Here is a 22668-nt window from a genome sequence, read left to right as displayed (position 1 = left end):
CGGCGGCCGCCATCCTGCGTGGCTCGTCACTCCGTGCAGGATGGCGCGCGAAGCCCGCTGCGCGCCGCGCGGGCTCCGTCAGGTTTTCACGGTACGCAGCCGCAGCGCGTTGCCGATGACCGACACCGAGCTCGCCGCCATCGCGGCGCTCGCGATGATCGGACTCAGCGTGATGCCGAACCACGGATACAGCACGCCCGCCGCGACCGGAATGCCGACCGCGTTGTAGACGAACGCGAAGAACAGGTTCTGGCGGATGTTCTTCATCGTCGCGACGCTGAGCGCCCGCGCCCGCGCGATGCCGCGCAAATCTCCCTTCACGAGCACGATCCGCGCGCTGTTCATCGCGACGTCAGTGCCCGTGCCCATCGCGATGCCGACATTCGCCTGCGCGAGCGCCGGCGCATCGTTGACGCCGTCGCCCGCCATCGCGACGACGTGCCCCTGCTGCTGCAGCGCCTGCACGTGCCGGTACTTGTCCTCGGGCAGCACGCCCGCCTTGACGCCGTCGAGCGACAGCGCCTTCGCGACCGCGTTCGCGGTGACCGGGTTGTCGCCCGTCAGCATCACGATGCTCGCGCCCGATGCCTTGAGTAGCTGCACGGCGTCCGGCGTCGTTTCCTTGATCGGGTCCGCGACGCCGACGTAGCCCGCGAGCCGCCCGTCGATCGCGACGTACATCACCGTCTGGCCGGCTTCGCGCAGGCGATCGGCCTCCGCTTCGACGGACGCGCAGTCGACTACGAGATCCGCCATCAGGCGCGCGTTGCCGAGCGCGACTGCGTGTTCGTCGATCACGCCTTTCACGCCTTTTCCCGGCACGGAATCGAACGATTCGACCGGCGTGCGCGCGGCGCCCGCCTGCTTCGCCTGTTCGATGATCGCCTGCGCGAGCGGATGTTCGCTCGCGTCTTCGAGGCTCGCCGCATAGCCGAGCAAGTCGCGCTCGTCGCGCGCCTCTAGCGCGACGAGTGTCTGCACGCGCGGGCGGCCCTCCGTCAGCGTGCCCGTCTTGTCGACGACGACCGTATCGACCTTTTCCATCAGCTCCAATGCTTCGGCATCCTTGATGAGCACGCCTTCGCGCGCGCCGCGGCCGACGCCGACGATGATCGACACGGGCGTCGCTAGGCCGAGCGCGCACGGGCACGCGATGATGAGCACGCTGATCGCGATGACGAGCGCGTTCGCGAGCGCGGGCGCCGGCCCGAACGTCGCCCACGCGACGAACGCGATCGCGGCAAGCGCGATGACGGCGAGCACGAACCAGCCGGATACCTGATCGGCGAGCTTCTGGATCGGTGCGCGCGAGCGGCTCGCGTCGGCGACCATCTGTACGATCCGCGCGAGCAGCGTGTCGGTGCCGACTTTCTCCGCGCGCATCACGAACGTGCCCGTCTGGTTGACGGTCGCGCCCGTCACCTTGCTGCCTTCCGTCTTTTCGGCCGGCATCGATTCGCCGGTGATCATCGATTCGTCGACGCTCGAGTGTCCTTCGACGACGACGCCGTCGACCGGAATCTTCGAGCCGGGCTTCACGCGCAGCGTATCGCCGGCGATGACCGCTTCGAGCGGCACGGTCTCCTCGGCGCCGTCCGGCTTCACGCGCACCGCCGTATGTGGCGCGAGCTGCAGCAGATCGCGGATCGCGCTCGACGTGCGCGAGCGCGCGCGCAATTCGAGCACCTGGCCGAGCAGCACGAGCGTCACGATCACCGCTGCCGCCTCGAAATAGAGCGGGATCTCGCGGCCGCTGCGGAACGCCTGCGGGAGCGCATCGGGAAAGAGCAGCGCGAACATGCTGAACGCGTATGCGGCCGCGACGCCGAGCGCGATCAGGCTGAACATGTTGAGCCGCCGCGTCACGAACGACTTCCAGCCGCGCGTGAGAAACGGCCAGCCGCCCCACAGCACGACGGGCGTTGCGAGCGCCGCCTGCACGCATTGCGACCACGACGCGGCTATCCCGGGCGGCAGCGGCCAGCGCGCGAGGCGCGCGTCGATGCCCATGCCGATGTCGAACGGCAACACCATCCGGCCCATCGTCATCAGCACGAGCGGCGCCGACAGCGCGAGCCCGACCCAGAAGCGTTTCGTCATCGATTCGAGCTCGGGATTCCTCTCTTCGACGGCGCCGGGCGCGAGCGGCTCGAGCGCCATGCCGCAGATCGGACAGTTGCCCGGCGCATTCGCACGTATCTGCGGATGCATCGGGCACGTATAGATCTCGCCAGGCTTGGTCGCGGATTCGCCGGCTGCCTGGTTCGGCATCCCGACGAATTTCTGCGGCGACGCGCGAAACGTCGCCAGGCATGTTTCGCTGCAGAAGCGATACGTCCGGCCTTGATAGTCGTGCCTGAGTTTCGTGTCGACCGGCACGTTCATTTCGCAAACAGGATCGACGACGGTTTCGCCGGGCTTCGCCGCATCGTGCGTGACATGCGTGACGTGCGCGCGATGCGGATCGCGCGGTTCGTTCGTGTTGTGATGGTGATCGTGATGGGCATGTGCGTCGTGCATGGCAAGCGCTCCAGTCGCGTCGGTGAGTGTCGGTTTCTCCCGCGTCGGCGAGCTCCGGCGAGACGCGCTGCGTCATCGCGGCGCCGCGCCGTGTGGCGGCTTCGAATCGTCTTTCGATGTTGCGCTTCTCCGGCCGGCTTCGTGAGCGCGGGAGACGGAAGCTCGCGGGCCGGTGTCGCTAGCGGTGCCGCTCATGGCCGTCTTCGGAATTGAGACGCGCATCGTTCCCGGATGCGCGCCGGTGTCGATGTCCGCGACGCATGACGAGATGGGCGAGCGGACATGCGAGCAACAACAGATACGGCAGGAAGCCAAGAACATGGTAACGGCGGCGAGGCAGCAGCACGAACGCAGCGACCGCGCCGACCGCGATGCTCGATCGCGCGGCCGGGCGTGATCATCGTCCTGCTCCGCGCGGCGTGTCGTCGTCAGGCGGCACGCGCCTCGCGAGCGGCCAGCCGACACCTATTGCCGTCGATGCGCGGGCTGCCCGGTTGTATCCGCCGATGCTCGCGCACGGCAAGCAATTCCGAATCGCATCGTGATGCGACGCGGCGACCGTTGCAATCGCGAATCGATCGAACGCTTTCATTCCGGGAGCCTGAGCATCGTTCGAAGGCGGGTAATCATTCCACTGTAGTGCCGGTTGCAAGGTGCGAATTGATATACCTCAATCGGGCCCCGTTGCTTGCCGGCCGCCGCGCGGTTCGAACGGGCATCGTGCAACGATTCGAAATAGCGGCAGCGCGCGCGGTGCTAGTTGCCCGCTCGCGCTTGTCGACTGTTGACGCAAATCAAGTTGATCCGGAACCGCATACGTAGCATCGATTCGACGCCTACGCGGCGATCCGATACCGGCCGTCCGATACCGGCCGTCCGCGATCGGTGCGACGCCTTCCCGGTGAACAGCAACGGAGGTAGCAGATGCGACATCACTCATCGATCCCGCGCGCCGCGGTGGCGTGGACACGTCTGGTCCGGGCCGCGATGCTGGCCGTGCTCGCATTCGCGTTGTCCGGCTGCGGCTACAACGCGATCCAGGTGCAGGACGAGCAGGTGAAGGCGAGCTGGTCGGAAGTGCTGAATCAGTATCAGCGCCGCGCGGACCTCGTGCCGAATCTCGTCAACACGGTGAAGGGCTACGCGAATCAAGAGCGCGACGTGCTCACGCGCGTCACCGAGGCGCGCGCGCAGGTCGGCTCGATTCGCGCGACGCCCGAATTGCTGTCCGATCCGCAGGCATTCGCGAAATTCGAGGCCGCGCAAGGGCAACTGACGTCGTCGCTGTCGCGGCTCCTCGCCGTGTCGGAGAACTATCCGCAACTGAAGTCCGATGCGAACTTCCGCGATTTGCAAGCGCAGCTCGAAGGCACCGAAAACCGCATCACGGTCGCGCGCAACCGCTACATCCGCTCGGTGCAGGCCTACAACACGACGATCCGCTCGTTCCCGAGCAACCTGACCGCGATGGCGTTCGGCTACCGGGAAAAGCCGAACTTCTCGGTCGCGAACGAGGCGGAGATCTCGAAGCCGCCACGCGTCGATTTCGGATCTGCGCCCGCGCCGGCCGCCGGAGCCTCGAATTGAAGTGCTTTCGTGCGGCGTGCCTCGCCATCCTCGCGTTCGCGTCGCTCGGCGGCGGCGTCTGCCGCGCAGAGCAGCCGGTGCCGCCGCTCGCCGCGCGCGTGACGGACGAGACGGGCACGCTGACGGACGCCCAGCGCGCGACGCTCGAACAGTCGCTGAAGGACTTCGAAACGCACAAGGGCAGCCAGATCGCCGTCCTGATCGTGCCCACGACGCAGCCCGAGACGATCGAGCAGTATTCGATTCGCGTCGTCGAGCAGTGGAAGCTCGGCCGCGCGAACGTCGACGACGGCGCGCTCCTCATCGTCGCGAAGAACGATCGCGCGCTGCGCATCGAAGTCGGCTACGGCCTCGAGGGCGTGCTGACCGACGCGACGAGCCATCGCATCATCGACGAGGTCATCGCGCCGAGCTTTCGGCGCGGCGACTTTTACGGCGGGATCTCGGCGGGCGTCGGCAGCATGATGCGCGTGATCGAAGGCGAGCCGCTGCCGCCGCCGCGCGTGCGGCACGGCGAAGACGGCGGGCTCGGCCGCTTGCTGCCGGTGCTGTTCGTGATGACGATCGTCGCGGGCGGCGTGCTGCGCGCGGTGTTTGGCCGGCTCGCGGGCTCGGTCGTCACGGGCGGGGCGGTCGGTTTCGTCGCATGGCTGTTGTCCGGCGCGCTGCTCGTCGCGGTCGCGGCGTCCGTGATCGCGCTCTTCTTCACGCTGTTCGGCGGCGGGATGGGCGCGCGCGTCGGCGGCCCGTTCATCGGCGGCCGCGGCGGCGGCTGGGGCGGCGGACAGGACGGTTTCCGCGGCGGCGGCGGCGGGTTCGGCGGCGGCGGCGCGTCCGGGAGGTGGTGATGGATATCGGACGCATCGCGAGACATCTGCTAATGACGCGCTGGCGCGTCGGCGCCGCGTTTCCGAAGCGCACGCTCGGCAAGATCGAGCAGGCGGTCAGGGCGAGCCACGGGAAGCACGTTGGTCAATTGCGCTTCGCGGTCGAGGGCGCGCTGCACGCATCGACGCTCTTCAAGGGGGTGACCGCACGCGAGCGGGCGATCGACGTGTTCTCCGAACTGCGCGTCTGGGACACCGAGCACAACAACGGCGTGCTCATCTATCTGTTGTTCGCCGATCACGACGTCGAGATCGTCGCCGATCGCGGCATACATGCGCGCGTCGACAGCGACGACTGGGAAGAGATTTGCCGCGCGATGGAAGCCGAGTTCCGGCGCGGCCGCTTCGAGGCGGGCTCGATCCATGGAATCGAGCGCGTGACCGCGCTGCTCGCGCGGCACTATCCGTCACGCCGGGCGCCGGGCGACGAGCTGTCGAGCGCGCCGGTCGTGTTGTAGGCAACGCGCTTTGCGCACGGTCCTTCGAGATCGGGCGGCTTGCCGTTTCGCGCTCGCATCGAATCGGACGAGTCGAGCCCGTTGCATCGCGCGCGTCGCGAAACCTGCTCGCGTATCGGTCATGGCGCGACGAAATTCCGCCTCATCGCCGGGCGCGATGCACTACTGTTTCTTTATGTCCGTGCCCCATGCGATCCGATAGAAAGCGAGAGCCTTGGCGCGACCTGCGCCCCGCCGGCGGCCGGCTGCCGTCGACTCGTAAATTAAGGAGGCGAAAGATGCAGCGATTGGAACATGCGCTCAAGCGCGTCAAGGTCGGCACCGGCACGCCGATCGATTTCTCCGGCACGTGGAAGAACGAGCTCGGCTCGACGATGCAGATCGAGCAATCGGGCGACAGCGTGACGGGCACGTACAGGAGCGCGGTCAGCGAAAAGGGCGGCTCGACGAGCGGCGATCTGATCGGCTACGTCGACGGCGACTTGATTGCGTTCGTCGTTCACTGGGATCAGTTTCAGGCGATCACAGCGTGGGTCGGACAGTGCGAGCCCGGCACGTCGAACGACAGGATCAACACGCTGTGGCAGATGACGCAACAGGTGGAGGCGGGCGAGGAGTGGGCGTCGATCAACGCGGGGGCCGATACGTTCGTTCGGGTTTGATGAGGGCGTGAAGCTCGGGGTTTGGTGCGAACGATCCGCGGCGTTGCGCAGCGGATCGCTCGCCCGGCGGCGCGCGATTATTCCACCGTCACCGATTTCGCGAGATTGCGCGGCTTGTCGACGTCGGTGCCGCGCGCGCAAGCGGTGTGATACGCGAGCAGTTGCAGCGGCACGACGTGCAGGATCGGCGACAGCGGCCCGTAATGCTCGGGCATCCGGATCACGTGCAGCCCTTCGTCGTTGACGATGTGCGTGTCGGCGTCGGCGAACACGTACAGCTCGCCGCCGCGCGCGCGCACTTCCTGCATGTTCGATTTCAGCTTTTCGAGCAGCGTGTCGTTCGGCGCGACCGTCACGACCGGCATCGCTTCCGTCACGAGCGCGAGCGGCCCGTGCTTCAGCTCGCCCGCGGGATACGCTTCCGCGTGGATGTACGAGATTTCCTTCAGCTTCAGCGCGCCTTCGAGCGAGATCGGATAGTGCAGCCCGCGGCCGAGGAACAGCGCATTCTCCTTGCGCGCGAACTCGTCGGACCACGCAATGATCTGCGGCTCGAGCGCGAGCACGCTGTTCAGCGCGGCGGGCAGGTGGCGCAGCTGCTTGAAGTAGTCGGCTTCGCGCGCCGCGTCGACGTGGCCGCGCAGCTTGCCGAGCGTCGCCGCGAGCACGAACAGCGCGACGAGCTGCGTCGTGAACGCCTTCGTCGACGCGACGCCGATCTCGGTGCCCGCGTGCGTGAGGAATTGCAGCTCGGTCTGGCGGACCATCGCGCTCGTCGCGACGTTGCAGATCGCGAGCGTGTGCGCGTGGCCGAGCGCCTGCGCGTGCTTGAGCGCGGCGAGCGTGTCAGCCGTCTCGCCCGATTGCGAGATCACGACGACGAGCGAGCGCGGGTTCGGCACCGATTCGCGATAGCGGTACTCGCTCGCGATCTCGACTTGCGTCGGGATCTTCGCGATCGATTCGAGCCAGTACTTCGCGGCCAGACCCGAGTAGTAGCTCGTGCCGCAGGCGAGGATCAGCAGGTTGTCGATGTCGGCGAACACGCCGGCCGCCTTGTCGCCGAACAGCGACGGATCGAACGCGTCGGCGGCTTGCGGAATCGTGTCGGCGATCGCGCGCGGCTGCTCGAAGATCTCCTTCTGCATGAAGTGCCGGTACGGGCCGAGCTCGACCGCGCCGCCGTATGCGTTAACCACGCGCACTTCGCGCTCGGCGCGCGCGCCGCTGCGATCGACGATCCGCACGCCGTCGAGCGTCAGCTCGCAGACGTCGCCTTCCTCGAGGAACGTGAAGTGATCGGTGCTGCCGGCGAGCGCGAGCGCGTCGGACGCGAGGAAGTTCTCGCCCTGGCCGAAGCCCACGACGAGGGGCGACCCCTGGCGCGCGCCGACGACGGTGTGCGGCTCGTCCTTGTGGATCACCGCGATCGCGTACGCGCCGTGGAGCTGCTTGACGGCTTCCTGGACGGCGGCGAACAGGTTGCCGCGATAGAGGCTGTGGACCAGGTGCGCGACGACTTCGGTGTCGGTCTGAGACACGAACGCGTAGCCCTTGCCGCGCAGCGTCTCGCGCAGCGTCTCGAAGTTCTCGATGATGCCGTTGTGCACGAGCGCGAGCGCGTTCGACGAGAAGATCGGGTGCGCGTTGTGCGTGACGGGCGCGCCGTGCGTCGCCCAGCGCGTGTGCGCGATGCCCGTCGCGCCATCGAGATGCGACTCGCGCACCTGCGCATCGAGATCGGCGACGCGCGCGACGCTGCGCGCGCGCTTCGGCGCACCCGGCGTAGGGGCGTTGGCGTCGAGCACCGCGACGCCGCACGAGTCGTAGCCGCGATACTCGAGACGGCGCAGTCCTTCGATCAGCACCGGAACGATGTTACGTTGCGCAACTGCGCCGACAATTCCGCACATGAAAATCTATCCTCGAAATTCGACAATGATGCGGGCGCATCCGTGCGCGCCCGAAAAACGGTTCAGCTCTTCTTCTTGACGGGGCGCACGTAGCCGCTCTTCGCGGTCTGCGTCTTGTCGTTCAGCACGAGCATGCCTTCGGCGACGTCCTTCCAGACCGTCGTGCCCGCCGCGATCGTCACGCCGCGGCCGACGCGCACCGGCGCGACGAGCTGCGTGTCCGAGCCGACGAATACGTCGTCCTCGATGATCGTGCGGAACTTGTTTGCGCCGTCGTAGTTGCAGGTGATCGTGCCCGCGCCGATGTTCACGCGCGCGCCGATGTCGGCGTCGCCGAGATAGGTCAGATGATTCGCCTTCGAGCCGTGGCCGAGCGTCGCGTTCTTCATCTCGACGAAGTTGCCGACGTGCGCTTCGTCGGCGAGCACCGCGCCCGGCCGCAGCCGCGCGTACGGGCCGACGACGGTGTGCGCGCCGAGCGTCGCGCCGTCGAGATGCGAGAACGCGTCGATGCGCGCGCCCGAGGCGATCGTCGCGTTGCGGATCACGCAGTTCGCGCCGATCGTCACGTTGTCGGCGAGCGTCACGTCGCCTTCGAACACGCAGTTCACGTCGATCGACACGTCGCGGCCGCACGTGAGCGTGCCGCGCACGTCGATGCGTGCCGGATCGGCGAGCGTCACGCCGCCGGCGAGCAGCGCGTCCGCGAGATTGCGCTGGTGAATGCGTTCGAGCTCGGCGAGCTGCGCCTTGCTGTTGACGCCAAGCGTCTCCCATTCGTCGTCCGGCTGCGTCGTGACGATCTCGAAGCCCGCTTCGATCGCCCGCTCGACGACGTCGGTCAGGTAATACTCGCCCTGCGCGTTGTCGTTGCCGAGCGCGCCGAGCCACATCGACAACTGCGCGGTCGGCGTGACGACGATGCCCGTGTTGATCTCGGCGATCTTCAGTTCGTCGGCCGTCGCGTCCTTCTGTTCGACGATGCGCGTCACGCAGCCCGCCTGATCGCGCACGATGCGCCCGTAGCCGGTCGGATCGTCGAGCATGACGGTCAACACGCCGTAGCGCGCGTCGGTCGCAGCGTCGACGAGGCGCTTGAGCGTCGCCGTGCGCGTGAGCGGCACGTCGCCGTACAGCACGAGCGTCGGCTGCGACGGTTCGAGGAGCGGCAGCGCCTGGCGCACCGCGTGCCCGGTGCCGAGCTGCTGCTCCTGCACCGCGAACTGCACGTCGGGCGCGGCGACGGCCGCCTGCACCTGCTCGGCGCCATGGCCGACCACGACGACGAGCCGGGACGGCGCGAGCGCGCGGGCGGTATCGATCACGTGGGAGAGAAGGGGCCTGCCGGCCAGAGGATGAAGCACTTTCGGCAGCGCCGAACGCATGCGCTTGCCAGTGCCTGCCGCCAAAATCACGATATTCATGGCGCCAGTTTCGTAGGGAGAGTTCGAAGCTGGCCATTCTAGCATGCAGGGCCCCGCCGGCGCGGGGGGCGCGGCGGGCCGGGAGGGGCGCGTAGGCCGCCGGCGGCCGGGGCGGCGGACGGGCAGTCCGGCTTGCGCGGATGTCGGGTCGGAGCGGGGCTGTGGGCAGGCGATCGCGCTGGAAATCGGGGCGCCGCGCTGCCGGAGTGGGCGGGCAATGAGCGCCGGGCGACGCGCATCGAGGCGCGGCAGGCGTCGCGCACGCCGCATGGATTGGGGCGGCGGCCGGCTTGCCGCGCAAGCGCGTGTCGTGCGGATCAGGCCGAGGCTGGCCGCGTGCGCTGCGTGCGTGCTCGCTCGGCGAGATCGTGCCGCGCTATGCGTCGTTAGTCGGCATTGGTCATTGGTAATACGAGATTCGCGTCGCGTGCGAGCTGCCGGCGGCCGTCGGCCTCCTTGCGCGGGATCGTCAGCGTGCGTCCGCTGCATCGCGCGGGCGGCGCGCCGTTCGGGCCGCACACCATCCGATCGAGACGGTTGTGCAGATACGCCCCGTCGCCGAGCACGCAAAGCGCCTCGATGTCACCATCGATGCCGGGTTCGACGCCCTCCGCCGCCCTCCGTCGCGTCGGCCGACGCCCCACATGCGCACTTGCCGAACGGCTCCTGGCACGGGATCAGGAGGAGCGCGTCGTCCGCCATCAGGCTCGGCGTCGTTGCGACGTCGCCGGTTCGGCTCGCAGCGAGCCAAGTGTCGATCCGCTCGCGAATTGCACGCTTGTCATCGCTCGTCTCGTTCGCTCCTTCGGCGTGGCGCGTTCGATTCCATTGCGCGCGCCGCACGTCACGCACGTCGCTTCGCCGCACACGATTCGCGGCGCGCAGCGGAATCGGATTTTTTTTGCACGGACCGCATTCGCCCGATGTTTTACAGTCCTGAGCGAATGATGTTCGGATGTCTGAATAAAAGAGAGTTTCCCCTCGAATCGTTTTCATCGTCAGCGGCGTGTCACAGACGAAACGCGAGACTCCGGCTCGCATCACGCGGCGGCAGCTCGGCGACATGGATCGATCGCGCCGCACGCGGCTTCTCAGGGGAAGGGCAGTGAGTCATGATCAAAACAATTCGTCGGCGCGTTTCCACGCGCGCCGGCGTATTGTCAGCGCGGCCGCCGCAGCACTCGCAAGCACGGTCGGCCTCGCGAGCGGCGGCGACAGCGTCGGCGGTTCGGGCGGCGCGCAAGCCTGCGCGCCGCCGTTCGATTCCATGCTCGGGCGAGCGCGCCGAAAAAGCGCGAGGACGATGCCGCCGGTCTTGGCGGCCCGATGTCGCACCGCGCACGAGCGACGGTGCATCGTCATGATGCATGCACGGTGCCCGACGAACAGCCGCATCGCGTGCGCGGAAAGCCGCTCGCCGTGCGTCGGGCGCCGCGTTTTACAGATCGTCGAACTGCACGATCGACACGGATTTCGCACCGTCCGGCGCGCCCGCGTCGGTGCCGCACGGCTCTTCGTCGAACGCGATGTCGCCGTCGGGATCGGCGCGGCCCGTTGCGCGCAAGTCCGCGAACGGGAACAGCTTCGCGTCCATCAGGTGCGACGGCACGACGTTCGCGAGCGCGTTGAACATGTTCTCGACGCGGCCCGGGAAGCGCTTGTCCCACTCGCGGATCAGCGCCTTCATCTCCGCGCGCTTCAGGTTCGGCTGGCTGCCGCACAGGTTGCACGGGATGATCGGGAATTCGCGCAGCTCCGCGTACTTCTCGAGATCGGTTTCCTTCACGTACGCGAGCGGGCGGATCACGACGTTCTTGCCGTCGTCTGACTGCAGCTTCGGCGGCATCCCCTTCAGCTTGCCGCCGTAGAAGAGATTGAGGAGCAGCGTCTGAAGGATGTCGTCGCGATGGTGGCCGAGCGCGATCTTCGTCGCGCCGAGCTCGCCCGCGACGCGGTACAGAATGCCGCGGCGCAGCCGCGAGCACAGCGAGCAGGTGGTCTTGCCTTCCGGCACGAGGCGCTTGACGATGCTGTACGTGTCCTGGTTCTCGATATGGAACGGCACGCCGACAGTCGCCAGATACTCGGGCAGCACGTGCTCCGGAAAGCCCGGCTGCTTCTGATCGAGGTTCACGGCGACGATGTCGAAATCGATCGGCGCGCGCTCGCGCAGGCGCAGCAGGACGTCGAGCAGCGCGTAGCTGTCCTTGCCGCCCGACAGGCAGACCATCACCTTGTCGCCGTGCTCGATCATGTTGTAGTCGCCGATCGCCTGGCCGACCTGGCGCGCGAGCCGCTTGAACAGCTTGTTGTTTTCGTACGCTTCCTTCTGCTCGCGGCGCGTGAGCGCGCGGCGGCCGATCTCGGCGGCGTTCGCCTCGACGGCGGCGGCCGCGTCGGCTTCGTTCAGATGCGGGGTGTGGGGCGCATTCATGCTCGCTCCTCGTCCTTGATGCGAAATACTTCGACGCCGACGGCGTCGCAATCGGAATAGGCGTCCGGCTTTTCGGTGGAGACGCGCACCGCGCGCACCGCGTCGTGCGCGAGCAGGTTCGCCGCGATCGCGTCGCAGAGCGTTTCCTGCAGATGGATGTGGCCGCGCGCGACGCACTGCGCGACGCTTTGCTTCATCAGATCATAGTCGACGACTTCGCGCAGCTTGTCCTCGACGGGCGTCGTCACCGCGAGCGGCACGAACAGGTCGACGTTGATGACGACGCGCTGTTCGCCGCGCTTCTCGTGCTCGAAGGCGCCGATGTTCATGTACACCTCGTAGTCGCGCAGGTAGAGCCTGCGGCAATCGGCGAGCCTGGGGTGCAGGAGGACGGCAAACATGGTCGTTCCAGTCAAAGGGTAATGCATGCAAAGGGGCGCGGCCCGGCGCGGCGTCGATACGTCCGTACGTCCGCGCGCGGCCGCGCCCGTCAGTTCTCCTCGTCTGCGGGCGGCGCGAGATGCTCGCCGCCGTCGACGGTCAGCGTCGCGCCGGCGACGCCCGGCGCGTCCGCGAGATAGCAGGCGGCATCGGCGATGTCGTCCGCGCGCGGCGCGCGCCCCCGCACGAGGCCGACGACCCGCACCTTCGGCGCGAGCGCGAGCGCCTGCGCGGTCGTCGCGCGATGCAGCGCGGCTTGCGCGAGCGAGTGCGACAAGCGCTCGGGCGCCGGATGAAACAGCGTTTCATCCAGCAGGTGAATCACGACCGCGCGCGCGCGCTCGTCGTCGCGCGCGGCGTCGGGCGTCGCGTCGGCGAGCGTGCGGGCGAGCACGAGCGGCGCGGCGACGCTGCGCGCCATCGCGCCCGCGAGCGACGCGTAGCCGACGTCGTGCGCGTTGTCCGCGACGGGTGCGGCTTGCGCGACGACACACGTCGGCCGGCCGAGCGCCGCACCGCAGGCGGCGACGAGCCGCGCGACGTCGTCCTCGACCGACAGGTCGGCGACGAGCACTGCCGCGCGGCGGCCGAGCGCCTCGACTTCGGCGGCGAGCGCGGCGGCTGCGCGGGCTTCGTCACCCGCGGCGGCCGCGAGCGCGACGTCCCAGCCGCGCCGCGCGAAGCCGATCGCGAGCGCGCGGCCGACGGCCGCGGTGTCGAGCGCGGGCGGCTTGGCGGCGGGCGAACGGCTCGGGCCGCTCGAGCCGGTCGTGCCGGTCGTGCCGGTCGTGCCGGACGCGCCGGTCGTGCCGGACGCGCCGGTCGCGCCGGTCGCGCCGGTCGCGGCGGCGGTGCCGGACGCGCCGCTCGAGCCGGACGCGGCAGGCGCCCCGGGCATGCTGCCGGAACGTGCGGCGTCCGACGCGACGTTCGCTCGCTCGGCGCGCGCTCGCAGGGCGTTCGCCGGCGCTGTGTCCGCCCGTGCGGCGCCGGATCGCGCGTCGTCTGCCCGGGAAGCGGCATCCGCCGCACGCAAGGCGTCCGTCCGCAAGGCATCGGTTTGCACGGCGCCCGTGATCAGCACGACCCGTGCGGCGCTTGCCGCGGATGTGTCGCAGGTGTCGGCTAAGACGGTCATTTACAATGCCGGGATGAATCCGAAAGCTCACGAACCCGCTAGTTTACCCGTTCCCGGCCCCGACGCGCTCGCGCAGTCCGAATCGCTCGCCGCTTCGCTGCGCGCCGAAATCGCCGTGGCGGGCGGCTGGATCCCGTTTTCGCGCTATATGGAACGCGCGCTGTATGCACCGGGCGCGGGCTACTACAGCGGCGGTGCGCAGAAATTCGGCCGGCGCGCCGAAGACGGCAGCGATTTCGTGACCGCGCCGGAGCTGTCGCCGCTCTTCGCGCAGACGCTCGCGCGTCCCGTTGCGCAGGCGCTCGAAGCGAGCGGCACGCGGCGCGTGATGGAATTTGGCGCGGGCACGGGCCGGCTCGCGGCGGGGCTCCTGGACGCGCTCGCCGCGCTCGGCGTCGAGCTCGACGAATACGCGATCGTCGATTTGTCCGGCGAGCTGCGCGCGCGCCAGCGCGAGACGCTCGAAGCGGAAGCACCCGGACTCGCCGCGCGCGTGCGCTGGCTCGATGCGTTGCCCGAGCGTTTCGAAGGCGTCGTCGTCGGCAACGAAGTGCTCGACGCGATGCCGGTGCGGCTCGTCGTCAAATATGCGGACGGCTGGCGCGAGCGCGGCGTCGCGATCGACGACGCGGGCGCGTTCGCGTTCGCCGACCGGCCGCGCGCGCGCGCCGAAGACGCGGCGCGGCTGGTGGAGATCGACGCCGACGAGGGCTACGTGACCGAGACGCACGACGCGGCGGCGGCCTTCGTTCGCACGGTCTGCACGATGCTCGCGCGCGGCGCGGCGTTCTTCATCGACTACGGCTTTCCGAGCCACGAGTACTACCACCGGCAGCGCGCGCAGGGCACGCTGATGTGTCACTACCGGCACCGCGCGCACGGCGACCCTTTCCTTTATCCGGGGTTGCAGGACATCACCTCGCACGTCGAGTTCAGCGCGATCTACGAAGCGGGCGTCGGCGCGGGCGCGGATCTGCTCGGCTACACGTCGCAGGCGCGCTTCCTGCTGAACGCGGGCATCACCGACGTGCTCGCCGAGATCGACCCGTCCGACGTCCAGCACTTCCTGCCCGCCGCGAACGCAGTGCAGAAGCTGATTTCCGAAGCGGAGATGGGCGAGCTCTTCAAGGTGATCGCGTTCTCGCGCGGCATCGACGGCACGCTCGACGCGTTTGCGCGCGGCGACCGCTCGCACACGCTGTAGCCGACGGGAGGCGACGCGATGCTGCGCTGGCTGCTCACCACGTTCATCGCCGTGATGGTGCTGACGCGCGCGTGGCCGTGGCTGTCGAAGCTCGGGGTCGGGCGCTTGCCGGGCGACGTGACGCTGCGGTTCGGCTCGCGCGTCTATCCGTTTCCGTTCATGTCGACGCTCGTGATCATGGGCGTCGTGTCGGTGATCGCGCGGCTCTGGTGACGCCGACGTGCGGCGAGTCGCGGTGCGGCCGCGCTCGATGCGACATGCCGCGTCTCGCCCGGCGCCGGCGAATGCGCGACGGTGCGGCCGCGAGCCGCTGCGTTCGGTGCAGGCTGGCTATCTCCGAACCACGGAGACTCACGCCGACGGCTCGTCTAGGCCGTTATCGGCGCGATCGGGCCGGATGGCTGCGCCGACCGCGACCGTCTCACAGCTCGAGCTCGCCGAGAATCCGGTGCGCGAGCGCCTTCGCTTCGTCGAACGCTTCCGCTTCGTTCGCGCTCGTCGCGTCGACCTCGTAGACCGTGTTGTCTGGCGTGCCGCCTTCGTCCCGGGACAGGATCACGTACCCCTGAAAGCGTCCGTCATCCGTCTTGCGGGTGTGCGCCTTGGCTGTATAAAGGCCCTTCGTGTAGGTGTTGCCGCCGTCCATGTTGCCTCTCCCGAGAAAGGACGCCTCATCGTAACATCCCGACGCCGCGCTTTCAGCGGCGGCAAAAGGGCACGGCTGGTTCAGGCGCGGCCGGTCAGGTACTGGGCGGATTCGACTGGGCCGGTCAGGCACACGGCCGGCTGGGCGCGGCAAGCCAACGCATGTCAGGCCATGGCCCGGTCGGTCGGAGAGGGCGGGGCCGCCCGGCTCGGGCATGGCCGGTCGAGGCACGGCCGGTCACGTGCACGTACGACCGGCCCGCGCGCGGCAGGCCGAGGCACCCGGCCTGCGGCTCGCCGTTCGCGGCGCGGCCGGCCCGTCCGCGCGCGACTGCTCACGCGCGACCGGCCGGCAAGAACGTCACGTCACGACGCGACGAGCGCGACGACCTCGTCGAGCGTTGGCGCGTGCGCGCCCGTGTGGCGGCACGCCGCCGCGCCCGCCGCGAGCGCGAACGACAGATGCTCGCGCCAGCCGCGCGCCGGCACCGCCATCAGGCTGAACAGCAGGCCGCCGATGGTCGCGTCGCCCGCGCCGACCGTGTCCGCGACCTCGATGCGCGGCGGCTGCGCGTCGAGCGTCTCGCCGTTCGCATAGAGCGTCGCCATGCCCGGCCCGCGCGTGACGAGGAGCGCCGCATGCGGATTGAACGCGCGCAGCCGCGCGATCGCACTCGCTTCGTCGACGCCCGCGAACAGATGGCGCAAGTCTTCGTCGGACACCTTGATCAGGTCGGCGAGCTCGGCCATCTTCGCGAGCGTCGGCCGGTAGCCGTCCGTCATCAGATTGCGGTAGTTCGGATCGAAGCTGATCTTCACGCCCGCTTCGCGCAGTTCGGCGGCGAGCGCGACGAGCGTCGCGGCAAGCGGCTCGCGCACGAGACTGATGCAGCCGAAATGCGCCCACTTGACGTGCTCGCGCCAGCCGTCGGGCAGCCGCTTCGGCTCGAATGCGAGATCGGCGCTGTTTTCGCCGATGAAGAAATACGCGGGCGGCTGCGTCTCGTGGACGATCGCGAGGAGCGGCGCGCGCTCGACCCGCTGCAGGAAGCGCAGATCGAGGCCGGCCGCCTCGCTCTCGCGCCACAGCTCGTCGGAGAAGCAGTCGCGGCCCACCGCGCCCGCGCATGCGCTCGGCGCGCCGAGCCGCGCGACGGCGCGCGCAACGTTCCAGCCGGCGCCGCCCGGGCGCGACGTCCAGTGCGCGCCGCCCGTGCGGACCATGTCGGTGAGGATGTCGCCCGCCGACACGAATTGCGGAAACCCTGCGCTCATCGAGCTCCTCCGCTGTGGCGGCGCGCGGCGCCGTTGCCTTTGTCCTCGCCGTTGCCGCGGTTGCTGCCGCGTCGGTTGCCGCGCTTCGCGGGCGCGGCTTCGCCGTTGCCGCCGCGTGCGCCGCGGCCGCCGTCGTCGCGCTTCTCGGCGAGCGCGTGCAGCGCCTCGTAGCACGCGCCCATCGTGTGATAGTCGGTCTTGCCGGCCGGGCTCTTCTCGTCGCTGTACTTGCGGTTGTCGCAGGTGAGGATCCGGTACCACGCGCCGAAGCGATGATCGACGAAGTGCGTCCAGCTATAGCGCCAGATCTCGTCGTACCAGTCCCAGAAGCGCTCGCTGCCGGTGCGCTGCGCGAGGAGCGCGGCGGCCGCGAAGCTCTCCGCCTGCACCCAGAAGTACTTGTCGTGGTCGCACACCTTGTAGTCGGGGCCGAAGCCGTAGCAGAGGCCGCCGTGGTCGCTGTCCCACGCGTGCGCGAACGCCGCGTCGAACAGCTCGATCGCGCGCGGCAGCAGCCAGTCGAGCGGACGGTGGCGTTCCAGGATCAGCAAGAGCTTTGCCCATTCGGTCTGATGGCCGGGCTGGAAGCCCCATGGGCGGAAGATGTTCGAGCTGTCTTCCCTGTTGTATTCCCAATCGACCGACCAGTCCGCATGGAAGTGCTCCCACACGAGCCCCTGCGACAGCGCGGCCTGCCGCAGCACGATGTTCGTCGCGACCTTCTCCGCGCGGTCGAGGTAGGTCAGGTGGCCCGTCGCCTCGTACGCGGCGAGGAGCGCTTCCGTCGCGTGCATGTTCGCGTTCTGGCCGCGGTAGCTCGACACGGTCCAGTTCGCCGTCGCGTCGTCCGCGTAGAGGCCCGCCGCCCGATCCCAGAAACGATGCTCCATCAGCTCGAACGTGTGCGCGATGAGCGGCTTCGCCTCTTCGACGCCCGCCATCGCCGCGTGCGCGGCCGCGAGCAGCACGAACGCGAGCCCGTAGCAGTGGCGCGCGCCGTCGCGCGTCGCGCGCTTTTCGCCGTCGCGCCACTCGATCTCCCAGTCGTAGCCTTCGAGCTCGGCGTTCCAGTGCGCGTCGCGCAGGAAGCGCAGCCCGTGGCGCACGCGGTCGAGATTGCGCGGATCGCCGAAGTGGCGATACGCCATCGCGTAGTTGAAGACGAAGCGGCAACTGCTGACGAGATGGCGCGTCGTGCGGTCGTAGATGCTGCCGTCGTCGCGGAAGAAGTGGTAGAAGCCGCCCGTCGGATCGAACACGTTCGGCGCGTAGAAGCGCAGCGTTTCCTCGACATGCGAAAGCAGGAACTGCGGGTCGCGGAAGCTCGCGACGTACGGCGCGGAGGCGTGCGGCGCGTCGGGCGCCGGACGGGGAGCGGGCGTGGCTGAGGTCGTCATGATCCGAGTACCGAGGTGAGGGCGCGCGGCGCGCGGGCGGCGCCTGCGCTGCTGGCCCGCGCGATCAGCTGCACCGGGAGGCTGAGTTCGGCCTGCGCGGGCAAATCGGCGAGCAGCAGCTCGACGCCTTGTCGGCCGAGCGCTTCCTTGTCGATCGCGAGCGTCGTGAGGGGCGGCGCCGCGTGCGCGGCGGCCGGAATGTCGTCGAAGCCGACGAACGCGATGTCGTCCGGCACGCGCATGCCGCGCTCGACGCACACGCGCATCGCGGCGAGCGCGGCCGCGTCGTTGTACGCGAACACGGCGTCGGGCAGCGGGCCGCCTGCGTCGAGCAGTTGCCGCATCGCGTTCGCCGCGCCGGCATCGGGGCCGAGGCTCGTGTCGATCGACAGCTCGAGCGACGGATCGAACAGCATGCCCGCGTCGAAGAACGCGCGGCGATAGCCGAGCGCGCGCTGCGCGATGCTGTAGTGCGCGAGCGAGCCGCCGATGAACGCGACGCGCCGGCGGCCCGATGCGAACAGATGATGCATCGCGAGCGCCGCGCCGCCCGCGTTGTCGACGTTGATCGAGCGCAGCCCGGCCGCGCGGATGTCGATGAGGACGAGCGGCCTGCCCGTCGCGGCGAGCGCTTCGAGCGTTTCCGGCTCCATGAAGCCCGCGACCGCGATCGCGTCGGGCGCGTGCGGGCGCATCTGACGGATCACGTCGTCGGTCGGGCCCGTCGTCAGCAGCGACGGCACGATTCCCCGTTCGCGGCACGCGTCCTCGACGCCGTGCAGCACGTGCGAGAAGAACGGCGTCGTCGCGAAGTTGTTGTGCTGGCGATGCAGCAGGAACGTGAGCCGCTTGATCCGCGGGCGTAGCTGCGTCGGATCGTAGTTCAGGCGGTGCGCGATCTCGACGATGCGAGCGCGGGTCGCTTCGGACAGGCCTGGCTGATGCTTGAGCGCGCGCGACACGGTGCCGATCGACACGTTGGCCGCCTGTGCGACGTCGCGAATGGTGGTGCCCATCGGGTTGAGCCGGGATGTTTAGGGTGTTCGCGATTGTATAGTAAAAATCGCCGCGCAACGCCCCAGGATTGCACCGATCCGACTCATAAGTGCTTATATATGAATGGTTAATCGGATCATAATTGTTTACTAAAAATACTAAACAAGTTGCTTTGCGTGCGTTTTCGCGACGCTCACGCCGCGACCCGGAAGATGGCGGCCGCCTCGCGCAGCGCGGCGGCCTCGTCGGCGAGCGCGCCTGCGGCGCTCGCGGCCTTCTGCACGAGCAGCGCGTTGTGCTGGGTCATCTCGTCCATTTGCGCGACCGCGTGATTCACTTGGTCGATGCCGGAGCGCTGCTCGTCGGACGCGTGCGAGATTTCGTCGACGAGCGTCGCGACCTGCCGCACCGATGCGAGCATGCCGACGATCGTGCCGCCTGCCGCCTTCACCGTGTCCGTGCCGAGCTCGACTTCGCCCGTCACGCCGGCGATCAGCGCCGAGATCTCCTTCGCCGCCTGCGCGCTGCGATGCGCGAGGCCGCGCACCTCCTGCGCGACGACCGCGAAGCCGCGGCCCGCCTGGCCGGCGCGCGCCGCCTCGACGGCCGCGTTCAGCGCGAGCAGGTTGGTCTGGAAAGCGATCCCCTCGATCGTCGACGAGATGCTGCGGATCTGCTGCGAGCGCACCGACAGCGCCTCCATCCGCGCGATCGCGTCGCGCGCGGCGGCGTCGCCCTGCTCGGCCTGCGTCGACGCCGCGAGCGCGAGCGAGCTCGCCTGCCGTGCGTGATCGGCGTTCGTGCGCACCGTCGCGGCGAGCTGTTCCATGCTGCTCGCCGTCTGCTGCAGGCCGGCCGCGTGTTCGTCGGTGCGGCGCGACAGGTCGTGGTTGCCGTGCGCGATGTCGGTCGTCGCGTGCGCGATCGCGTCGGCCGCGCGCTGCAGCGTGCCGATCGTTCCGGCAAGCCGCGCGCGCATCGCGTGCATTGCGTGCAGCACGCTGCCGGATGCGGCTGCGCCGGCATGCACGTCGAGCGCGAGATTGCCGGACGCGATTTCGTTCGCGACGGTCGCCGCGTAGTCCGGCTCGCCGCCGAGCTGCCGCGCGAGCGCGCGCGCCATCGCCGCGCACAGCATCGCGACGGCGGCGACGCCCGCGACCACGCAGCCCGCGACCGCCCACTGCACGAGCCGCGCGTCGCCGCGTGCGCGGTCGTACGCGTGCTGCGCCGCTTCGAGCTGCCACTGGCGCAACTGCGCGGTTTCGCCTTTGACGCGCTGCGCAATGGGGTCGAGCGTCTGCGTGACGACCCATTGCGCTTCGGACAGGTTGTTCACCTTCAGCAGATCGACGGCGGGCCTGATGCCCTTGTCGCGCAGCATCGCCCAGTCGGCGGTGAGACGCTCGGCCTGCGCGCGTTCGGTGTCGGCGCGCGGCGTCGTGCGATAGTCGGCGAGCAGGCGATCGATCGCGGCAATGTCGCGCGCCGATGCGGCCGCGACCGATTCGGTTTTCGCGGCGGACGGATCGAGCACCGCGTCGCCGACCGCGTAGCGCGTTTGCGTGACGAGTTCGTCGATCGACGAGATTCGCTGCAGCGTCTTCGCGCGATCTTCGAAGACGTGCGCGAGCGCATCGCCGACGCGTGCGACGCCAGTGAGGCCGATGCCGCCGACAGCGGCCAGCACGAGGACGACGACCGCGACGAGGGCGCGCAGCCGGGTTTTGACGGTGAGGCGGGTGGTGTTCATCAGGGGCGATTCCGGAAGCGGAGCGTCGCGCTCGTGACGCGTCGAGCCGTGACGAGAAGCCGGCTTAACGGCGTCGGGGAACCGAGATTGAATGAATTTTTTGTGAAGCGACGCCCTGTTTTGGCGCGTCGGGTTTGTGAAGCGCGTTGCGCGGAGTTCGGGCTGACGCAGGGGAAAGCGGCGGGACTGAGCGGAGCTTGACGGGATCAGCGAGCCGGGCTGGACTGCGGGCGCGAAGCGCCCGAAGGATCGAAGGATCGAAGGATCGAAGGATCGAAGGCGCGGACGGGGGAGCGTCGGGCGAGTCGCGAGCGTCCGGATGAACGAATGGCGGGAGGATGAAAAAAGGCGAAAGAACGACGAGGAGAGAAATGGGGAAACGGAAAGGCGGAAAGGCGGAAAGGCGGAAAGGCGGAAAGGCGGAAAGGCGGAAAGGCGGAAAGGCGGAAAGGCGGAAAGGCGGAAAGGCGGAAAGGCGGGGGAGGCTGCGAAGCCAAACAAGCGCGGCGCCGCGGCCGAAGCAACTCGCTTCGCCGCGCGCGCCCCGTCGCGCTCAGCGCTTCGCCGCCCCGGCGCTCGCGCCCGGGCCGATCGACCCGCCGCCGTGCGCGCCCGTCTCCCGCTCGCGGCTCGTGTCGCGAGCGCCCCAGCGCTGCGCGAGCGCCGCGCAGGTCATCAACTGGATCTGATGGAACAGCATCAGCGGCAGCACGACCGCGCCGACCGCGTGCGCGGCGAAGATCACCTTCGCCATCGGCACGCCGGCCGCGAGGCTCTTCTTCGATCCGCAGAAGATGATCGTGATCTGGTCCGCGCGATTGAAGCCGAGCCGCTTGCTGACGAGCGCTGTGACCGCGAGCGCGATCGCGAGCAGCACGACGTTGACGACGATGAGGCCCGCGAGCGCGATCGGCGGAATCTGGTGCCAGAGCCCTTCGTTCACTGCTTCGCTGAACGCGACGTAGACGACGAGCAGGATCGAGCCTTGATCGACGAAGCGCAGCACGCCGCGGTTGCGCTCGATCCAGCGGCCGATCACGGGGCGCAGCAGCTGGCCGGCGATGAACGGCACGAGCAGTTGCATCACGATCGCGCCGATCGTGCTCCACGGCGACGCCGTCGCGCCCGTGCCCTGTGACGTGATCATCAGGCCGACGAGCGCGGGCGTGACGAAGATGCCGAGCAGGCTCGATGCGGACGCCGAGCAGACGGCGGCGGGCACGTTGCCTTTCGCGATCGACGTGAACGCGATCGACGACTGGACGGTCGACGGCAGTGTGCAGAGGAACAGCACGCCGGCGTAGAGCGCGGGCGTGACGAGCGGCGTGAGGACGGGCTTGAGCGCGAGCCCGAGAAGCGGGAAGAGCGCGAACGTGCTGAGCAGCACGACGGCGTGCAGCCGCCAGTGCGTCGCGCCCGCGATGATCGCCTCGCGCGACAGCTTCGCGCCGTGCAGGAAGAAGAGGAGGCCGACCGCGATGTTGGTCGCCCAGTTGAATACATGCGCGGCCTCGCCGCGGCACGGCAGGAAGCTCGCGAGCACGACGGTGCCGACGAGCGCGAGCGTGAAGTTGTCGGGAATGAAGCGGGAGCGCGCCATTTCGGATCTCGGGCGAATGCGGTGAAAGCGCCGGCGGCCTGCGGGCGGACAGCGCAGCGATTGTCGGCTTGATATTGTCGCGGCCGGCGATTGAATAGGCAAATTCATTCGAAGAATCGATTAATGATTCGAATGCATGTCGATGCACGTTGCCGGCGCGTCGCTACCTTACGGCGGAAACGTCAAAAACGGGCGGCGCGCGACGGGTGCAAAACGGCGCGGAATTCCCGAAAAGCCGTGCAGTAACACGGTGTTACACCGATGCTTTTGGTCTAACACTTTTGCGCTCGACACGATTTCGCCCCGCCCATAAATTACCGCTGAAAGCCTTTCG

At 68.8% G+C, this 22668-nt stretch carries 20 protein-coding genes; 6 read left to right on the top strand and 14 right to left on the bottom strand.

The features are described 5' to 3' along the window. Positions 1-78: 78 nt before the first annotated feature. Both WS70_RS17280 and WS70_RS32960 read right to left on the bottom strand, forming a co-directional pair. Positions 79-2520 carry a heavy metal translocating P-type ATPase gene (locus WS70_RS17280; protein WP_059596846.1) on the bottom strand — a complete coding sequence of 814 codons (2442 nt, stop codon included), beginning with the start codon at positions 2518-2520 and terminating at the stop codon, positions 79-81. A 178-nt stretch (positions 2521-2698) separates the two neighbouring features. Further along, positions 2699-2866 carry a DUF2933 domain-containing protein gene (locus tag WS70_RS32960; protein WP_231747155.1) on the bottom strand — a complete coding sequence of 56 codons (168 nt, stop codon included), beginning with the start codon at positions 2864-2866 and terminating at the stop codon, positions 2699-2701. A 578-nt stretch (positions 2867-3444) separates the two neighbouring features. Here WS70_RS32960 and WS70_RS17265 point away from each other — a divergent pair. The 4 genes from WS70_RS17265 to WS70_RS17250 all read left to right on the top strand — a co-directional run bounded on the left by WS70_RS17265 (position 3445) and on the right by WS70_RS17250 (position 6114). Then, positions 3445-4107 carry a LemA family protein gene (locus WS70_RS17265; protein WP_059471944.1) on the top strand — a complete coding sequence of 221 codons (663 nt, stop codon included), beginning with the start codon at positions 3445-3447 and terminating at the stop codon, positions 4105-4107. Continuing rightward, positions 4104-4955, top strand: a complete 852-nt coding sequence (locus WS70_RS17260; protein WP_059596845.1) for a TPM domain-containing protein — start codon at positions 4104-4106, stop codon at positions 4953-4955. Before WS70_RS17265 ends, WS70_RS17260 begins: the two co-directional genes overlap by 4 nt. Continuing rightward, the gene (locus tag WS70_RS17255) at positions 4955-5452 is read left to right on the top strand and encodes a TPM domain-containing protein (protein ID WP_059471942.1); all 498 of its coding nucleotides are present in this window, start codon (positions 4955-4957) and stop codon (positions 5450-5452) included. The genes WS70_RS17260 and WS70_RS17255 overlap by 1 nt, the downstream gene beginning before the upstream one ends. Positions 5453-5730: 278 nt before the next feature. Continuing rightward, the gene (locus WS70_RS17250) at positions 5731-6114 is read left to right on the top strand and encodes an avidin/streptavidin family protein (protein ID WP_059471941.1); all 384 of its coding nucleotides are present in this window, start codon (positions 5731-5733) and stop codon (positions 6112-6114) included. A 77-nt stretch (positions 6115-6191) separates the two neighbouring features. Here the strand turns inward: WS70_RS17250 and glmS are convergent, their stop codons facing one another. The 6 genes from glmS to WS70_RS17215 form a co-directional block, all read right to left on the bottom strand. Further along, the gene (gene glmS, locus WS70_RS17245; RefSeq protein ID WP_059596844.1) at positions 6192-8027 is read right to left on the bottom strand and encodes a glutamine--fructose-6-phosphate transaminase (isomerizing); all 1836 of its coding nucleotides are present in this window, start codon (positions 8025-8027) and stop codon (positions 6192-6194) included. Positions 8028-8089: 62 nt separating this feature from the next. Further along, complete coding sequence (glmU, locus tag WS70_RS17240; protein WP_059471939.1) at positions 8090-9451, bottom strand: bifunctional UDP-N-acetylglucosamine diphosphorylase/glucosamine-1-phosphate N-acetyltransferase GlmU; 1362 nt, start codon at positions 9449-9451, stop codon at positions 8090-8092. A gap of 386 nt (positions 9452-9837) precedes the next feature. Continuing rightward, a complete protein-coding gene (locus WS70_RS33635) occupies positions 9838-10017 on the bottom strand; it encodes a hypothetical protein (RefSeq protein ID WP_331457982.1) in 180 nt (59 codons plus the stop codon). Between the two features lie 872 nt (positions 10018-10889). Next, the gene (gene ttcA / locus WS70_RS17225) at positions 10890-11885 is read right to left on the bottom strand and encodes a tRNA 2-thiocytidine(32) synthetase TtcA (RefSeq protein WP_059596843.1); all 996 of its coding nucleotides are present in this window, start codon (positions 11883-11885) and stop codon (positions 10890-10892) included. After that, positions 11882-12286: a dihydroneopterin aldolase gene (locus WS70_RS17220; RefSeq protein WP_059596842.1), complete on the bottom strand. Its 405-nt coding sequence runs from the start codon at positions 12284-12286 to the stop codon at positions 11882-11884. Before WS70_RS17220 ends, ttcA begins: the two co-directional genes overlap by 4 nt. Positions 12287-12375: 89 nt before the next feature. Further along, positions 12376-13224, bottom strand: a complete 849-nt coding sequence (locus tag WS70_RS17215) for an SDR family oxidoreductase (RefSeq protein WP_226382778.1) — start codon at positions 13222-13224, stop codon at positions 12376-12378. Between the two features lie 253 nt (positions 13225-13477). On the opposite strand from WS70_RS17215, the gene WS70_RS17210 reads away from it, so the two are divergent. Together WS70_RS17210 and WS70_RS17205 are read left to right on the top strand one after the other, a co-directional pair. Then, positions 13478-14668 carry a class I SAM-dependent methyltransferase gene (locus tag WS70_RS17210; RefSeq protein WP_059596841.1) on the top strand — a complete coding sequence of 397 codons (1191 nt, stop codon included), beginning with the start codon at positions 13478-13480 and terminating at the stop codon, positions 14666-14668. Between the two features lie 18 nt (positions 14669-14686). Continuing rightward, a complete protein-coding gene (locus WS70_RS17205; protein WP_059471933.1) occupies positions 14687-14881 on the top strand; it encodes a DUF2905 domain-containing protein in 195 nt (64 codons plus the stop codon). 208 nt (positions 14882-15089) lie between these two features. On the opposite strand, the gene WS70_RS17200 is transcribed toward WS70_RS17205, so the two are convergent. The 6 genes from WS70_RS17200 to WS70_RS17175 all read right to left on the bottom strand — a co-directional run bounded on the left by WS70_RS17200 (position 15090) and on the right by WS70_RS17175 (position 22334). Beyond that, on the bottom strand, positions 15090-15314 hold the full coding sequence (locus WS70_RS17200; RefSeq protein WP_010101153.1) for a hypothetical protein: 225 nt from the start codon (positions 15312-15314) through the stop codon (positions 15090-15092). A gap of 365 nt (positions 15315-15679) precedes the next feature. Further along, positions 15680-16588 (bottom strand): carbohydrate kinase family protein, encoded by a 909-nt coding sequence (locus tag WS70_RS17195; protein WP_059471932.1) that lies wholly within the window; start codon positions 16586-16588, stop codon positions 15680-15682. Then, complete coding sequence (locus WS70_RS17190; RefSeq protein ID WP_059596840.1) at positions 16585-17985, bottom strand: AGE family epimerase/isomerase; 1401 nt, start codon at positions 17983-17985, stop codon at positions 16585-16587. Before WS70_RS17190 ends, WS70_RS17195 begins: the two co-directional genes overlap by 4 nt. Beyond that, positions 17982-19001: a LacI family DNA-binding transcriptional regulator gene (locus WS70_RS17185; protein WP_059596839.1), complete on the bottom strand. Its 1020-nt coding sequence runs from the start codon at positions 18999-19001 to the stop codon at positions 17982-17984. The genes WS70_RS17190 and WS70_RS17185 overlap by 4 nt, the downstream gene beginning before the upstream one ends. A 173-nt stretch (positions 19002-19174) precedes the next feature. Further along, positions 19175-20734 carry a methyl-accepting chemotaxis protein gene (locus WS70_RS17180; RefSeq protein ID WP_059596838.1) on the bottom strand — a complete coding sequence of 520 codons (1560 nt, stop codon included), beginning with the start codon at positions 20732-20734 and terminating at the stop codon, positions 19175-19177. A gap of 553 nt (positions 20735-21287) precedes the next feature. After that, positions 21288-22334 carry a bile acid:sodium symporter family protein gene (locus WS70_RS17175; protein WP_059471928.1) on the bottom strand — a complete coding sequence of 349 codons (1047 nt, stop codon included), beginning with the start codon at positions 22332-22334 and terminating at the stop codon, positions 21288-21290. Between the last annotated feature and the right edge of the window lie 334 nt (positions 22335-22668).

Source organism: Burkholderia mayonis (genome assembly GCF_001523745.2).
Classification (GTDB): Bacteria; Pseudomonadota; Gammaproteobacteria; order Burkholderiales; family Burkholderiaceae; genus Burkholderia; species Burkholderia mayonis.
This window is presented reverse-complemented; position numbering and strand designations above follow the sequence as displayed.